General features: G+C 62.5%; 14 protein-coding genes and 1 tRNA gene. 7 read left to right on the top strand and 8 right to left on the bottom strand.

The features are described from left to right. Positions 1-5: 5 nt before the first annotated feature. Both LQ231_RS05065 and LQ231_RS05060 read right to left on the bottom strand, forming a co-directional pair. Positions 6-797 (bottom strand): RlmE family RNA methyltransferase, encoded by a 792-nt coding sequence (locus LQ231_RS05065; RefSeq protein ID WP_230170529.1) that lies wholly within the window; start codon positions 795-797, stop codon positions 6-8. 3 nt (positions 798-800) lie between these two features. Continuing rightward, complete coding sequence (locus LQ231_RS05060; RefSeq protein WP_230170528.1) at positions 801-2627, bottom strand: Ppx/GppA phosphatase family protein; 1827 nt, start codon at positions 2625-2627, stop codon at positions 801-803. 294 nt (positions 2628-2921) lie between these two features. Between LQ231_RS05060 and LQ231_RS05055 the strand changes: the two genes are divergently transcribed. Continuing rightward, a tRNA-Gln gene (locus LQ231_RS05055) sits at positions 2922-2995 on the top strand. Between the two features lie 92 nt (positions 2996-3087). Here LQ231_RS05055 and LQ231_RS05050 read toward each other — a convergent pair. After that, positions 3088-3480, bottom strand: a complete 393-nt coding sequence (locus LQ231_RS05050) for a GFA family protein (RefSeq protein ID WP_230170527.1) — start codon at positions 3478-3480, stop codon at positions 3088-3090. A 423-nt stretch (positions 3481-3903) separates the two neighbouring features. Between LQ231_RS05050 and LQ231_RS05045 the strand changes: the two genes are divergently transcribed. Beyond that, positions 3904-4866 (top strand): dihydrodipicolinate synthase family protein, encoded by a 963-nt coding sequence (locus LQ231_RS05045; protein WP_230170526.1) that lies wholly within the window; start codon positions 3904-3906, stop codon positions 4864-4866. Between the two features lie 126 nt (positions 4867-4992). Here LQ231_RS05045 and LQ231_RS05040 read toward each other — a convergent pair whose 3' ends face one another. Beyond that, positions 4993-5355, bottom strand: coding sequence for a YbaN family protein (locus tag LQ231_RS05040; protein WP_230170525.1), 363 nt, complete (start codon positions 5353-5355; stop codon positions 4993-4995). Positions 5356-5545: 190 nt separating this feature from the next. Here LQ231_RS05040 and LQ231_RS05035 point away from each other — a divergent pair, with 190 nt between their 5' ends. The 4 genes from LQ231_RS05035 (at position 5546) to aguB (ending at position 10643) form a co-directional block, all read left to right on the top strand. After that, entirely contained in the window at positions 5546-6799 is a 1254-nt protein-coding gene (locus LQ231_RS05035; protein WP_113143186.1) for an FAD-binding oxidoreductase, read from the top strand. Positions 6800-7089: 290 nt separating this feature from the next. After that, entirely contained in the window at positions 7090-8448 is a 1359-nt protein-coding gene (locus LQ231_RS05030; RefSeq protein ID WP_230170524.1) for a glutamine synthetase family protein, read from the top strand. 10 nt (positions 8449-8458) lie between these two features. Further along, a complete protein-coding gene (locus tag LQ231_RS05025) occupies positions 8459-9757 on the top strand; it encodes an FAD-binding oxidoreductase (protein WP_162742715.1) in 1299 nt (432 codons plus the stop codon). Positions 9758-9767: 10 nt separating this feature from the next. Further along, entirely contained in the window at positions 9768-10643 is an 876-nt protein-coding gene (gene aguB / locus LQ231_RS05020; RefSeq protein WP_230170523.1) for an N-carbamoylputrescine amidase, read from the top strand. 7 nt (positions 10644-10650) lie between these two features. Here the strand turns inward: aguB and LQ231_RS05015 are convergent, their stop codons facing one another. Then, positions 10651-11016 (bottom strand): helix-turn-helix domain-containing protein, encoded by a 366-nt coding sequence (locus LQ231_RS05015; protein WP_230170522.1) that lies wholly within the window; start codon positions 11014-11016, stop codon positions 10651-10653. 148 nt (positions 11017-11164) lie between these two features. Here LQ231_RS05015 and LQ231_RS05010 point away from each other — a divergent pair, with 148 nt between their 5' ends. Continuing rightward, positions 11165-12004: an SDR family oxidoreductase gene (locus LQ231_RS05010; protein WP_230170521.1), complete on the top strand. Its 840-nt coding sequence runs from the start codon at positions 11165-11167 to the stop codon at positions 12002-12004. Positions 12005-12032: 28 nt separating this feature from the next. On the opposite strand, the gene LQ231_RS05005 is transcribed toward LQ231_RS05010, so the two are convergent. From LQ231_RS05005 to LQ231_RS04995, 3 genes are all read right to left on the bottom strand, one after another. Next, positions 12033-12563 (bottom strand): gluconokinase, encoded by a 531-nt coding sequence (locus LQ231_RS05005; protein ID WP_230170520.1) that lies wholly within the window; start codon positions 12561-12563, stop codon positions 12033-12035. Positions 12564-12615: 52 nt separating this feature from the next. After that, entirely contained in the window at positions 12616-14256 is a 1641-nt protein-coding gene (locus tag LQ231_RS05000; protein WP_230170519.1) for a GMC family oxidoreductase N-terminal domain-containing protein, read from the bottom strand. Between the two features lie 243 nt (positions 14257-14499). Beyond that, a complete protein-coding gene (locus LQ231_RS04995; protein WP_230170518.1) occupies positions 14500-15138 on the bottom strand; it encodes a YitT family protein in 639 nt (212 codons plus the stop codon). Between the last annotated feature and the right edge of the window lie 14 nt (positions 15139-15152).

Raw genomic sequence — 15152 nt, 5'->3', positions numbered from 1 at the left:
GTGCGTCAGTCCTGGTTCTCGTCGGCCGGCACATCCTCGCGCGGATCGTAGGCGAACCCGCCATCGTCTTCGGCACGCTCGAGATTGCGGGCGCCAAGACCGACGCGCTTGCCCTTGAAATCCTTGGCAAGCAGAAACATCTCGACCGATTCCGAGCGCGACGACGGCGGCTTGATATGCAGGACCTGGCGGAAGTTCTGCTTGAGCATGTTCAGCAGGTCTTTTTCCGTGCCACCCTGGAAGGTCTTGGCAAGGAAGTGGCCACCTTCACCAAGCACTTCGACGGCAAAATAGGCTGCGACCTCGCACAGATGCATGGTGCGCAGATGGTCGGTCCTCTGGTGACCGGTGGTCGGCGCCGCCATGTCGGAAATGACCAGATCCGGCGTGCCGCCGACGGCTTCCATCAACTGGCGCGGCGCGTCGTCATCGAGAAAGTCGAGTTGCAGGATCTTGACGCCCGGAAGCGGCGCCATCTCGAGGAAGTCGATCGCCGCGACGCGGATATCATCGTCGGTCGAATCGGTGACCTTGGCGGCGATCTGCGACCAGCTGCCCGGTGCCGCGCCGAGATCGATGATGCGCCGGGCACCCTTGAGGATCTGGTGCTTCTCGTCGATCTCGAGCAGCTTGAACGCCGCGCGGGCACGGTAGCCCTCGAGCTTGGCGCGCTGCACATACGGATCATTGATATGGCGTTCGAGCCAGCGTCTGGACGAGGCCTTCAGCTTGCCCTTCTTGACCTTCTGGCCGAGTTTGCGGCCGGTGCGATTGCCGCCGATCGGTGGCTTGCTCATGGCTCAGCGCTCCCTGAAATGTGGTGGGCGACGATTGCGGCCGCGGCGCCAGACGCCATCATCCGCCATCATGTCGGTCAAAAGGCCCTCACGCAGGCCGCGATCGGCAACCCGCATGCGGGTGGACGGCCAGCGACGGCGAATGGCCTCGAGAATGGCACAGCCGGCCAGGACCAGATCGGCGCGATCCGGACCGATGCAGGGATTGGCGGCACGGCCGGCAAAATCCCAGGACAGAAGCTTGGCTTGCATGGCCGTGACTTCGTCATCCGACAGCCAGACGCCGTCGACCTTGCGACGATCGTAGCGCGGCAGGTCGAGATGCACACCGGCCAGCGTGGTGACCGTACCGGAGGTGCCGATCAGGTGGAAATCTTCGGGCGCGCCGCCGGGACCGAGCGGCACAGGCGGGCAATCGAAATGCGACAGCATGCCGGCGACTTCCGAGGTCATCGCCTCGAAGACCTCCGGCGTGACATCGCGGCCGCCATGACGCTCGGACAAGGTCACGACGCCGACCGGCAGCGAGGTCCAGTGGGTGATGTGATTGGCCAGCCGGCTGGAGCGGTTTTCATTGATGCGGATGACCGCGATCTCCGACGAACCACCGCCGATATCGAACAGCACGACGGAGCGTGCTTCACGGCCGACCAGCGACGAACAACCGGACACCGCAAGCCGCGCCTCGGTTTCGCGGTTGATGATCTCGAGGTCCAGCCCGGTCTCGACGGTGACACGGGCGAGAAACTCCTCGCCGTTTTCGGCAGCCCGGCAGGCTTCGGTGGCGATCAGCCGCATGCGGCGGATTTCGCGGCCGGCGAGCTTGGTGGCGCAGATGCGCAGGGCCTCGACGGCACGGTCCATGGCATCCTGTGACAGGCGACCGGTGGCCGCCAGCCCCTCCCCGAGACGGACGATGCGCGAAAAGGCATCGACGACGCGGAACTGGCCGGGTCGGGTCGGCTGGGCAATCAGCAGGCGGCAATTGTTGGTGCCGAGGTCGAGCGCCGCATAGAGGTCGTCATGCGAACCCTCCGGGGCGGTTGAGCGCGGGCGATCCGTCTGCGACCGATCGGGGGCGTGACCGGCTTGTGCCGGGCGCGGCGCCTGACCGGCAGGCTGCGGCTCGCTCTCCGGCGCGCGCGCCCGGGTGCCAGCAGCATGCCCGCCGGACGGGGTAGCCTTGCCTGACGGGTTAGCCTTGCCGGCCGGCGGCTGCGAGCCGGCGAGCGGCCGGACCTGACCGGGGCGATTTTGGCCCGGCCTGCCCTGGCGGGCAGCGGCCTGACCGTTGCGCCGATTGCGTCGGCGCTTGCGGCCAGGGGCCTGCTCGCCTGCCGCTTGGGCCCCTGCTTGACCCGCTGTGTTGCTGGCGGTTTGGCGCGTTTCACCCTGAGCGGATGGAGCCGAACCCTGCGAATACACGGCGGCCGCGGCGGCATTGTCGGTGCGCGCCGATCCCTGGCCGGAACCCTGTGGTGATGCAGATGAGGAGGAACCGTGCGACGTCAAAGTCTGAGAGGGCGTATTTTTCGGCGGCACGGGGCCGCTCTGCACGCCTGACGCATCCGACGTTACCGCAGAGGCGGACGCCGCCTTGCCACGACGACGACGCTTTCGCTTGCGGATGGGACCATCCGCAACCACTGATTCGGAACGTCGAACCGAGACCTGCTCACCAGCTGATCCTGCCAAAGTCGAAAGTTCCGCGCCGGCTTGCGCCGCCGCCGTCTTTCTTCCCTTGCCGCGCCGGCGGGAATTACCGCCCTTGCGCTTGCTCGTCGACGCCCCCTCGCTTTTCGGCTTTCCGCCGCGGTCGGGGTCTGTCACTGCGTTTTCCACTGCACCGCGCAAGGTGTCTCAATCGACGCATGCCGCTGGTGTCACATCCATTTCGTTGGCGCCAGCATACCAGCGCAAAACCCTCAAGCCAAACGGTTTTTCTGATCGCCCCGGGCCTGCCGCTTTGCTGGCCGGCATGCCTTGTGCCGTCGGCAAAGCTTCGCCCCTAAACAATCGGCAGCATTCTCGATTTTTTTTCGCGTCAGGTATTTGCAATCGTCCACCTTTTGGTTATAAGCCCGCCTCACCGACGGGCGCACGATCTTCGCACCCGACCCCTGCTGGGGAATAGTTCAACGGTAGAACGACGGACTCTGACTCCGTTAATCTTGGTTCGAATCCAGGTTCCCCAGCCAATCTCCCTAAAAGTCCTGAAATTTGAATTCGCTAGCGTGATACGATCGCCCATCGATCCGGACGTCCGGTCATGGCGATTGGCGCTTATGCACTATGCCTCACTGCGATCGGGGGTGTCGCGGTCATGGGCGTATTGTCTCATTCGTGGAAATGGCGGCAACCAAGATTCTCGGCGCGTGGTCCATAGTTCGTAGGTCGGCAGCAATTGGTCGGGGGCATCAAGGGAGCCGAGGTTGACTTCGATCTCGTCGGCCGAGCAGGAGAACACGGAGGAGCCGCAGCGCTGGCAGAAATGGCGTCCGGCGTATTCGCCTGTCTCACCCTCGATCGTGACAGCCGCTTCAGGGAAGATCGCCGAGGCGTGAAACAGGGCGCCGTGATGTTTGCGGCAATGGAGGCAATGACACAGCCCGACCCGATAGGGCTGTCCCGAGGCGACGATTTTGACATTGCCGCATAAACAACTGCCGGTGAACCGGTGCATGAACGCCCTCCTTCATCTTCCAACATCGTTGTCATCTTCAGCCTGCTGCCGGAAACTTTACGACGACCGATGATGTCCACGCAATTGGCGCGGTGGGCTGCGGGTTCGTTTGCGATGACGGGATGGAGATATTGACCATCCTACCCACCATTGGCGCATATCCCATTGGCAGACCCATGCGATCCGCGGGTGCGCCCTGATTTCAACCGCGAGCTCGCTGGAGTTTTTGCTCCGGGAATTGTCGGGGGGCGTCACAGGTATCTCGTCAGGCACCTCACTAGACACCTCTTGGGGACCTCTGTTGCGGAGATCGAAAATTCTCTGTCGACAAAAAGAATACAAGACTGTATATCTAGTTTCAAGGTGACGCTCCGACAGGCGGGGCGGACCAGATCCCGCTTCGGCGCACAGAGGAATTCGACAATGAAGGCAACGATTTTTTCCGGTGTAGTTCCGGCACTGATGACGCCCTGCAAGGCTGATCGCAGTCCCGACTTCGATGCGCTGGTGCGCAAGGCCAAGCAGCTGATCGGCGACGGCATGTCGGCAGTGGTCTATTGCGGCTCGATGGGCGACTGGCCGCTTTTGACCGATGCGCAGCGCATGGAAGGCGTCGAGCGGCTGGTTCAGGCCGGCATTCCGGTGATCGTCGGTACCGGCGCCGTCAACACGGCTTCTGCCGTCGCACATGCGGCCCATGCGCAGAAGGTCGGCGCGCAGGGCCTGATGGTCATCCCGCGCGTGTTGTCACGCGGTTCGTCGGTGACGGCGCAGAAGGCGCATTTCAAGGCGATCCTTGCGGCAGCTCCCGATCTGGCGGCCGTCATCTACAACAGCCCGTATTACGGTTTTGCCACGCGCGCCGACCTGTTCTTCGCGCTGCGCGCCGAACATGCGAACCTCGTCGGCTTCAAGGAATTCGGCGGACCGGCCGACATGCGCTATGCGGCCGAGCACATCACCAATCATGACGACAGCGTTTCGCTGATGATCGGCGTCGATACGGCCGTCTTCCACGGCTATGTCAATTGCGGTGCGACCGGCGCGATCACCGGCATCGGCAATGTCCTGCCCAAGGAAGTGCTGCATCTGTGCAACCTGTCGCAGGCTGCTGCGGCCGGCGATGCCGAGGCGCGCCAGCGGGCGCTGGAACTGGAACAGGCGCTGGCCGTGCTGTCGTCCTTCGACGAAGGGGCCGACCTGGTTCTCTACTTCAAGCACATGATGGTGTTGAAGGGTGACGCGGAATACACGCTGCATTTCAACGAGAGCGATGCGCTGACGGCAAGCCAGCGTGGCTATGTCGAAGCGCAGTTCACGCTGTTCAACACCTGGTATGGCGAATGGAGCAAGCTTTCGGGCGCCGTTGCCAAATACAAGGCCTGATCGATGTGTAAGGCCTGATCGAAGCGGGCCTAAGTGACAAGATCCGAAGCGACAAGGCCCTCCGCTTGGAGGGCCTGAGTGTGCCCTGCCTAAGCGCACAACGTCGATCGCTCGAACCGATGCCAATTATGGATTGGGCAGAGGCCGGGTGAGGACGAAGGCGGCACAGGCGATCAGGATCGCGCCGATCGCCAGTTTCAGCCAGAGTTGCGGCGGGCCGACGAACCAGACGATGAGATAGCTCGCGCTCATCAGCGAGACCGAGGCGATCTTCGCCGGCTTGGAAATCGCGCCCTGGCGACGCCAGTCGATCAGCGGCTGGCCATAACGCGGGTGCTCCAGCAACCACCGCTCGAAGCGCGGCGACGAGCGGGCAAACAGCGCGGCGGCGAGGATCATGAACGGGGTGGTCGGCAGAATGGGCAGGAAAACACCGATGATGCCGATCGCAACCAGCAGCCAGGCTGCGGCGAGTGTCAGAAGACGCATCAGGGACCTTTCCTTAAAAGTTGACTGATGCGGTCATATACCGGCAGCAGCACTGACGGAAATAGGCAACGTTCGCCGTTTCGCCAAGGATTTTGCGGATTTCGGCGGATGCGACCATTTTTCGTTTGCGCCGCAACCGTGGCAATTGCATCCTTGTATACATCTTGCCCTCAGGGAAATGAAACATACCATGTCCAAGGTTACCATCGTGCTTGGCGCCGGCATTATCGGCGTGTCCACCGCAATTCATCTGGCGCGTCGCGGGCGCGCGGTGGTTCTGGTGGACCGGCGCGATCCGGGCGAGGAAACCTCGTTCGGCAATGCCGGGCTGATCCAGCGCGAGGGGGTTGTGCCTTATGCCTTCCCGCAGGATCTCGGACTGCTGCTGCGCTACGGGCTGAACAACCGGATCGACGCGCATTATCATGGCAGTGCGCTGGCGAAACTCGTGCCGTTCCTGGCGCGCTACTGGTGGCATTCGAACAAGCCAAGACATGAAGTAATTGCGCGTGCCTATGCGCCGCTGATCGAGAACTCGATCTCGGAGCATCAGGTTTTGATCGAGGCTGCCAATGCCGGGCAGTTCATCCGCAAGGATGGCTGGATGGAGCTGTTCCGCACGAATGCCAAGCGCGACGGCGAAGTGGCGGAGGCCGAGCGGCTCGGGCGCGAATACGGCATCAGCTTCAAGAGCCTGTCGCGCGAGGAACTGGCCAAGGAAGAGCCGCATCTTTCGGGCGATTTCATCGGCGCGTTGAAATGGAACGACCCGTGGTCAGTGACCAATCCGCATGGATTGACGGCCGCCTATCTCGCCTATTTCCAGTCGCTCGGGGGCCGTTTCGTCAAGGGCGACGCGAGCACGCTCGAGCCGGGTGCTGGCGGTCGCGGCTGGAAGGTCAGGACCGATGAGGGCATGGTCGAGGGCGAAGAGGTGGTGCTGGCCGTCGGTCCCTGGGCACAGGAGATGACCGCGAAACTCGGCTACCGCTTCCCGCTCGGGGTCAAGCGTGGCTATCACATGCATTATGCGCCAGCCGGCAATGCGGTCTTGAACAACTGGGCAATGGATGGCGAACGCGGCTATTTCCTTGCGCCGATGGAAAAGGGCATCCGCCTGACGACCGGTGCGGAATTTGCCGATCGCGATGCGCCGAAATCGCCGGTGCAACTGGAGCGGGCCGAAAAGGTGGCGCGCGAGATCTTCCCGCTCGGTGAGCGGCTGGATGCCGAACCGTGGATGGGTGCCCGCCCCTGCACGCCGGACATGATGCCGGTGATCGGCAAGGCGCCGCGCCATGATGGCCTGTGGTTTGCCTTCGGCCATGCCCATCACGGCCTGACGCTGGGTCCTGTCACGGGCCGCCTGATTGCGGAGATGATGGACGGCGAAAAGCCCTTCCTCGACACAACGGCCTGGCGTCCGGAACGGTTCAATCCATGAGGTGAATTGGCGCATAGCAGCCCGTTGTTCCCTGCGGGCTGGCCTTTTCCGCGCCGGGATGGTATCTGGGAATTGGTCATATGACCAATTTGTCGCTTCACTGAGCGGCTGACCGGAGAAAAACCGGCCTCGACAAGAGGCCAGCGGTCGAGGGGAAAATCGAGAGGCAGCCGAGGCATGGTGCGGTTTCTGATCTATAACGCGAAAAGCGTCTACCGTTAGCGGCACGTCCCGCTGGCGTGGCGACACGTGTTACATATCAAGCAGACCATCTATCCAAACGGTGCCCTATGGACATTGCCGAGCAGGCGCGAGAATTTTTCGCGCAAAACCCCGATATTGAAGTTCTTGAAGCCTTTGTCATCGACGTGAACGGCGTGCCGCGCGGCAAATGGATCCCGCGCGAACGGGCGATCGATGTCTTGACCAATGGCATGGCGATGCCACGCTCGGTCTATGCACTCGATGTCTGGGGCCGCGACGTCAATGCCGCCGGCCTTGCCGAAGGCACGGGCGATCCGGACGGGATCTGCTTTCCGGTGCCCGGCTCGCTGTCACGCGTGACCTGGCTGTCGCGCCCGACGGCCCAGGTTCTGCTGCAGATGCGGACGACGGAGGGCGATGCCTTCTACGCCGATCCGCGCCAGGTGCTGGCCAATGTGCTGGAGCGCTACAAACGCGAGAAGCTGACGCCGGTCGTTGCCACCGAACTCGAATTCTACCTGATCGACCCGGTGCGTTCGGCACTCGATCCGGTGCGTCCACCGAACACGCGCGACGGGCGCTGGCATACCGGCCAGACGCAGGTGCTGTCGATTTCCGAACTGCAGGATTTCGAAGAGGTGTTCCACGGCATTTCCAATGCGGCGCGCGCCCAAGGGGTGCCAGCGGATACGACGCTGCGGGAAAACGGTCCCGGCCAGTATGAAATCAATCTCAACCATGTACCGGATGCGCTGGCGGCGGCCGATTATGCCGTGCTTTTGAAGCGCATCGTCAAGGGCGTGGCGCGCGCCAATGATCTTGATGCCACCTTCATGGCCAAGCCTTATGGCATGCAGGCCGGCAGCGGCATGCATGTGCATTTCTCGGTTCTCGACGAGAGCGGCCGCAACATCTTTGTCGGCGAGAATGGCCCGGCCGATACCTTGCTGCATTCGGTCGGCGGGCTGCTGGAAGCGATGGGCGAGAGCATGGCTGTGTTTGCGCCGCACCAGAATTCCTATCGCCGCCTGCGGCCTTCCGAACATGCGCCGACCTATGCCTCCTGGGGCTTCGACAACCGCTCGGCGGCCGTGCGCGTGATTACCGCGTCGAAGCCGGCGACCCGAATCGAGCACCGCGTCGCCGGGTCCGACACCAATCCCTATCTGGTGCTGGCGATGATCCTGTCGGCAGCACTCGCCGGCATGAAGGAGAAGACGCCGCCGGGTGGCGCAATCTCCGGCGACGATCACGCGATCAGCCATGAGCCGCTGCCGACCAACTGGGATTACGCGATCCAGCGCTTTGCCAAGTCGAGTTTCGCCTATGCGGCGCTCGGGCCGAAATATCGCGGGCTCTACACGGCCTGCAAGCAGCAGGAACTGTCGGAGTTTTCCCAGCGTGTGACAGACGTCGAATATGACGCCTATATCCGGACCGTGTGAGGTGAATGCCATGACGAAGTCTATCGGAGCCAATCCCGGCCATGCGGCCACCTATTATGCGGCGTCCGCCCGCGACAAGCGCATTCGACCGAGCCTCGGCGGTGAACTGAATGCCGATATCTGCATCATCGGCGCCGGCTTCACCGGGATCTCGGCGGCCTTGCAACTGGCCGAGACCGGCTATTCGGTTGTCGTGGTCGAGGCCGACCGCATCGGCTTTGGCGCGTCCGGCCGCAATGGCGGCCAGATCGTCAACGGCTATAGCCGCGATCTCGATACCATCGCCAGGCGCTACGGACCTGATCGCGCGGCCCGGCTCGGCGAGATGTCGCTCGAGGGCGGCAGGATCATTCGCGAACGGGTGGCGAAATACGGTATCGAATGCGATCTCGTCGATGGCGGCTTCTTTGCCGCCTTTACCGACAAACAGGTGCGCGAGATGGCCGAGGTGCGCGCCACCTGGCGGAAGCATGGTCATGACGGACTGGACATGGTGTCGAAGGCCGAGGTGTCGAAATATGTGAAGGCCGATCGTTATGTCGGCGGCATGATCGACAGGCATGGCGGCCATATCCATCCGCTCGATCTGGTGCTCGGCGAGGCAGCCGCCGTGGAAAGTCTCGGCGGCAAGATCTTTGAAAACTCCAAGGTGATCGAACTCCACACCGGCGCACAGCCCTATGTACGCACCGAGCGCGGCATGGTTCGGGCGAAATTCGTGCTGGTCTGCGGCAATGCCTATATGAGCGGGCTGGCGCCTAAGATTACCGAGAAGATGATGCCGGTGTCCTCCCAGGTGATGGCGACGGAACCGCTCGATGCCAAGCTGATCGAGGACTTGCTGCCGGCCAATTACTGCGTCGAGGATGCCAATTACGTGCTCGATTATTACCGCCGCACGGCCGACAACCGGCTGCTCTATGGCGGCGGCATCGGCTATGGCGGCCAGGACCCCGCCAATCTCACCGGCGTCATTCGTCCGAACATGCTGAAGACCTTTCCGCAGCTGAAGGACGTGAAGATCGACTATGCCTGGAGCGGCAATTTCGCGCTGACGCTGACCCGGATTCCGCATATGGGCAAGCTGTCGGACACGGTCTATTTTTCGCACGGCGACAGTGGCCATGGGGTGACGACGACGCATCTGCTCGGCAAGATCCTCGGCGAAGCGATCAACGGCCAGGCCAGTCGCTTCGACGTCTGGTCATCGCTGCAGGCCTATCCCTTCCCGGGCGGCCGGATGTTGCGCGTGCCGCTCACCGCGCTCGGCGCCTGGTGGTACGGGCTTCGTGACAAGCTTGGCGTTTGAGGAGAGCAGGATGAGCCGTATCGTTACCGTCGCCGCAACGCAGATGGCCTGCAGCTGGGACATTCCCGGCAATATCGCCCGGGCCGAAAAACTGGTGCGCGAGGCTGCCGCCAAGGGCGCGCAGATCGTGTTGACCCAGGAATTGTTCGAGGCGCCGTATTTCTGCCAGGACCAGATGGCCGAGTTCTTCAATCTGGCAAAACCGCTCGAGGGCAATCCGCTGGTCGGGCATTTTTCCCGGCTTGCGGCGGAGCTTGGCGTTGTCATCCCGGTCAGCTTCTTCGAAAAAGCCGGTCCCGCCTTCTTCAACAGCGTGGCGATCATCGATGCGGATGGCGCCGTTCTCGGCCTTTACCGCAAGAGCCATATTCCAGACGGCCCAGGCTATACCGAGAAATACTATTTTTCGCCCGGCGATACCGGCTTCAAGGTCTGGCGGACGCGGCATGCGAAGATCGGTGTCGGTATCTGCTGGGACCAGTGGTTCCCCGAGGCGGCGCGGTCCATGGCGCTGCAGGGGGCCGAACTTCTGTTCTATCCAACGGCGATCGGCTCGGAGCCACAGGACCCGACGATCGACAGCGCGGCACATTGGCAACGCGTGATGCAAGGGCATGCCGCGGCCAACCTGATGCCGGTGATCGCCTCCAACCGGATCGGGACCGAACCCGGCCGCAAGGGCACGGAGCTGACCTTCTACGGCTCGTCCTTCATCGCCGACCAGACCGGGAGCAAAGTTGCCGAAGCCGGGCGCACTGAAGAAACCGTTCTGACGGCACGGTTCGATCTCGACGGCATTGCAAAGCAGCGTGCGGCCTGGGGACTGTTCAGGGATCGCCGACCGGAGCTTTACGGGCGTATGCTGACACTCGACGGCACTGTGTAAGCTAAGATCAGCGCGGCCGTGCGTCATAGGTCTGTTGAGCCGCCAGCACGGCATCCATGTGCTTTTCCGCCCAATGGGCCATGGCGGCCACCGTTTCCGTCAGCGTGCGGCCGAGCGGGGTCAGGGCGTATTCCACCGTCACCGGCACCGTCGCAAAGACGGTACGCGTCACCATGCCATCGCGCTCCAATCGTTTGAGCGTCTGCGACAGGACCTTCTGCGATACACCTTTGATATCGCGCCGCAGGTGATTGAACCGCACAGGCTCGCCCTCCAGCCGATCGAGGATCAGCAGTGCCCATTTGTCGGCGACGCGGGCCAGGACCTGGCGTGTCGGGCAGTTCTCTTCATAGACGTCGTAAGGTTGCAGCATGACTGTCTCTGTGTCGTTCGGGCGGTTTCCTCAAGGAAACCATGTCACCCGAAAGTGCCTTCTTTTCCGATTTCTGAATGTGGGTATATATCCGATAGGAAGATAGTTTCCAATAGATACCTACTCAATCATTCGAGGAATGAACGACATGTCGAACAAGATCCTGATTCTCGGTGCGACCGGCAATGTGGGCGCCCCGCTGGTGAAGGCGCTCATCGCCAAGGGCGAAAAGGTCAAGGCCGCCTCGCGCGCGGGCAAGCCCGTCGATAGCGCGGAAGGTGTTGTGTTCAGCTACACCGATTCCGCCACTTTCGGCCCGGCGCTCGAAGGCGTCGATCGCGCCTATATCATGCTGGCGTCGGGCAATGTCGATTCGATAGCCCTGCTGACGCCGGTGCTTGAGGCTGCCTATGAGCGCAAGGTGAAGGTGGTATTTCAGAGTGCTTTGGGCGTCGATGCCGACGACAGCATTCCCTATCGCCAGGTCGAGATCGCCATCGAAAAATCCGGCGTGCCTTACGTTATCCTGCGGCCGAACTGGTTCTCCGACAACTTCCATACGTACTGGAAGGCCGGCATCGATCACGGCCAGATCGCGGTTCCGGCCGGCGACGGCAAGTCGAGCTTCATCGATGCGCGCGACATTGCCGAGAGTGCCGCCGCAGCCCTGACGACGAACACGTTCGACGGACGGGCATTCAATCTCACTGGTCCGGAGGCGCTGAGCTACGCCGAGGCGGCGGCGATCATTGCCCGGACGATCGGCAAGCCTGTCGGCTACAGCGCAATCAGCGATGAGGCCTTCATCGCCATGCTGACCGGCGTCGGCGTTCCGGCCGATTATGCCGGCTTCCTCGCCTCGATTTTCTATCCGGTTCGTGAAGGCTGGACGGCAGCTGTGACCACGGATGTCGAGACGCTGACCGGCAAGGCGCCGCGCTCGGTCGAGACCTATGCCAAGGATCATATCGCTGCCCTGAACGGCTGAGATGTGAAACGGGCCTCGCCCTCTTTCGTCAGAGAGAGGGCGCAAGCCCGCGGATGGCGTCTTCGACAATGTCTTCGACGCTTTGGTCGATGCTGACGGTCGTCACACCGGGCTCGCCGGTCGGAACCTCCAGCGTCGCCAACTGGCTGTCGAGCAGGGCAACCGGCATGAAGTGGCCGGTGCGGGCGCCCATGCGCGATAGCAAGAGGGCATGACTGCCTTCGAGATAGACGAAATGGAGCTGCCCCCCCGCTTCCCGGCGCAGGAGGTCGCGGTAGCTCTGCTTCAGGGCGGAGCAGGACACGACGATGCCCGCGCCTGCACTTTGCGCTGCCGCGATATCCTGGCCGATCCGGGTCAGCCACGGCCAACGGTCATCGTCGGTCAACGGCGTGCCCTTGGCCATCTTTTCGACATTGGCCGGCGGATGCAGCGCATCGCCTTCGGCGAAACCCAGACCCAGTCGTTTTGCAAGCAGCGCACCGACAGAAGATTTGCCACAGCCGCTGACACCCATGACGATGACGGCCAATGGCGCGGTATTGGTTTGACCAGTCATTTTTTCTCCTGCGTGCTTCGCCTGATTTGTGCGCGCCGGACGATAGGCAGGCTCAGGCAAAATGCAATCCCGCAGCGGGTTCGCTCGCATCTTTACGATCGGCACGAATGGATGCGGCAATCTTCTCGGCGATCATGATCACCGGAGCATTGGTGTTGCCGCCAATCAGGCGCGGCATTATCGACGCGTCGACCACCCTGAGCCCCTCCACGCCGTTCACCTTGAGCGCGGGATCGACGACCGCGGCCATATCCGACCCCATGCGGCAGGTCCCGACGGGGTGATAGATGGTGTCGGCGCGGGCGCGGATGGCCTCTTCGAGATCGTCGTCGGTGCTGCCTGACGGATAGAGTTCGCGACCGCGGTAGCGAGCGAGCGCCGGCGCCTCCATGATTTGCCGCATCAGCCGGGCGCCTGCCTTCAGCGTCTCCATGTCGCAAGGGTCGGAAAGGAAGGCCGGATCGATGACCGGGGCATCCGTGGGATTGGTGCTTGCCAGCCGGATCGTGCCGCGTGAATGCGGCCTGAGCACGCAGACATGACAGGAATAGCCATGGCCCCAGTGCATTTTCCGGGCATGGTCATCGACCATGGCAACGACAAAATGCAGCTGAATGTCCGGACGGTTCAGGGATGGGTCCGTCTTGAGGAAGCCGCCGGATTCGGCAAAGGTTGAACGCAGATGGCCTGTGCCATGGCGGCTCCATTCGTTGGCGGCCGTGAGCATGTCGCGGGCGCCGGCAAGGCCGAGGCCGATCATGTCGGTGTCGGCAGACCTGTAGATCTGGGTATAGTCCAGATGGTCCTGCAGGTTTGCACCGACCTCCGGCCGGTCGACCACGACCGGGATCCCATGGGCGCGCAGATGGTCGGCCGGACCGATGCCCGAGAGCATGAGCAGGTGCGGCGACTGCAGGGCCCCGGCAGAGATCAATACCTCGCGCGCTGCACCAACGACGATCTCCGTGCGGCCTTTGCGATAGGCGACACCCACAGCCCGGCCACGTTCGACGATGATCCGGCTCGCCTGGGCACTACTGATGACCTTCAGGTTCGGGCGATCAAGGTGGTCATGCAGATAGGCGGCGGCAGACGAACAGCGTTCACCCTTTTTCGGGCCTCGCCAGAATTGCGTCGCCTGATAGAGCCCGAGCCCTTCCTGCACCGGGCCATTGAAATCCTCGTTCGGTCGGTATCCGCATTGCTCGCCGGCCTTGATGAAGGCCTGGTTGATCGGACGGGCCCAATTGGCATCGCTGACCTGCAGGGGACCGCCACGGCCATGCCAGGGGTCGGCGCCCCGGACATTGTCCTCGGCTTTCAGGAACCAGGGCAGGACATCGGCAAAGGACCAGCCTTTTGCGCCAAGTGCGGCCCATTCGTCGTAGTCACTGCGATGTCCACGGGTGTAGAGCATGGCATTGATCAGGCTCGAGCCACCCAGCCCGCGTCCGCGCGGCTGATAGCCGATCCGATTGTTCAGCGCCTTCTGCGGAGTGGTTGAAAAGGCCCAATTGCCGCCCTTCACATATCCGGGCACGATCGCGGCCGCACCGGACGGTACCCGCATCAGCAGATTGCGACCAAGGCCGCCTGCTTCCAGCAGGCAGACGCGGATATCAGGATCCTCGCTCAGCCGTGCAGCCAGAACAGCTCCGGCAGAACCGCCGCCGACGATGACATAGTCAAACATGAAAGCCACCTCCTCCCAGAGGGCAAGGCGGCCTTGCTTCGGTCGCCCGCATGGAAGACTCCCCCTTCCATTTACGTAAACGTAGCTTCATGTGACGCGGGTCACAAGTGTGACCCTATAGGGAATTTGATGGTATTTAGATCGCCGGATCGGGGCGCGCTCACTCGCCAATGGCGACAGCGCTAGACGCATGACGAACAGCGCCAGCGCGGCGGCGGTTTTCTCCGCCTCTTGTCGCTCACGTTACCGTAGTGCGATGTAGCGGTCCGAACGGTGATTGACAGTGAGGAAGAGGTTCAGGACGACAGCACCCAGTACCGAATAGGCAACCACCATGGGGCTGACGACGGCAAAGGCCGTCGCCATGACGCAGAGGTCGAAGGCGAGCTGGACAAGGCCGGCGCGGATGCCGAAACGGTCCTGGATATAGACGGCGAGAATGCCGAGGCCGCCAAGGCTGGCGCGGTGTCGATAAAGCGCCAGAAGGCCGAAGCCGAGGAGAAGGCCACCGAGGACTGCCGCCCAGACCGGGGCGATGCTCTCGATCACCAGGAAGCGGCTTTCGATTTCGACGAGGAACGATGTCAGGCCGACGGCGAGGAAGGTCTTGATGGTGAAATCGACGCCGACGCGGCGCAGCGACAGGATGTAGAAAGGCAGGTTGAGGACGAAGAACAGCAGGCCGAAGCTCATGCCGGTCCAGTAATGCAGGACGAAGGCAAGGCCGGCCATGCCTCCGGTGAGCAGCCCGACCTTGGCAAGAAGATAGAGACCCAGCGCCGCGATCATGCTGCCGGCGATCAGGCCCTGCAGATCTTCGGCCACGGTGTGACGCGTCGGATTGGAATTCCAGATACCCAGCATGCTCGTGATCTGCGCCATCAACCGTCTCCGCG

The organism is Rhizobium sp. CECT 9324 (assembly GCF_918741265.1).
Lineage (GTDB): Bacteria > Pseudomonadota > Alphaproteobacteria > Rhizobiales > Rhizobiaceae > Allorhizobium.
This window is presented reverse-complemented; position numbering and strand designations above follow the sequence as displayed.

Bases quoted from the DNA above. Each gene is read 5' to 3' on its own strand.
- LQ231_RS05065 (WP_230170529.1), bottom strand. From the start codon at position 797: ATGAGCAAGCCACCGATCGGCGGCAATCGCACCGGCCGCAAACTCGGC.
- LQ231_RS05050 (WP_230170527.1), bottom strand. From the start codon at position 3,480: ATGCACCGGTTCACCGGCAGTTGTTTATGCGGCAATGTCAAAATCGTC.
- LQ231_RS05045 (WP_230170526.1), top strand. From the start codon at position 3,904: ATGAAGGCAACGATTTTTTCCGGTGTAGTTCCGGCACTGATGACGCCC.
- LQ231_RS05040 (WP_230170525.1), bottom strand. From the start codon at position 5,355: ATGCGTCTTCTGACACTCGCCGCAGCCTGGCTGCTGGTTGCGATCGGC.
- LQ231_RS05035 (WP_113143186.1), top strand. From the start codon at position 5,546: ATGTCCAAGGTTACCATCGTGCTTGGCGCCGGCATTATCGGCGTGTCC.
- LQ231_RS05030 (WP_230170524.1), top strand. From the start codon at position 7,090: ATGGACATTGCCGAGCAGGCGCGAGAATTTTTCGCGCAAAACCCCGAT.
- LQ231_RS05025 (WP_162742715.1), top strand. From the start codon at position 8,459: ATGACGAAGTCTATCGGAGCCAATCCCGGCCATGCGGCCACCTATTAT.
- aguB (WP_230170523.1), top strand. From the start codon at position 9,768: ATGAGCCGTATCGTTACCGTCGCCGCAACGCAGATGGCCTGCAGCTGG.
- LQ231_RS05015 (WP_230170522.1), bottom strand. From the start codon at position 11,016: ATGCTGCAACCTTACGACGTCTATGAAGAGAACTGCCCGACACGCCAG.
- LQ231_RS05010 (WP_230170521.1), top strand. From the start codon at position 11,165: ATGTCGAACAAGATCCTGATTCTCGGTGCGACCGGCAATGTGGGCGCC.
- LQ231_RS05005 (WP_230170520.1), bottom strand. From the start codon at position 12,563: ATGACTGGTCAAACCAATACCGCGCCATTGGCCGTCATCGTCATGGGT.
- LQ231_RS05000 (WP_230170519.1), bottom strand. From the start codon at position 14,256: ATGTTTGACTATGTCATCGTCGGCGGCGGTTCTGCCGGAGCTGTTCTG.
- LQ231_RS04995 (WP_230170518.1), bottom strand. From the start codon at position 15,138: ATGGCGCAGATCACGAGCATGCTGGGTATCTGGAATTCCAATCCGACG.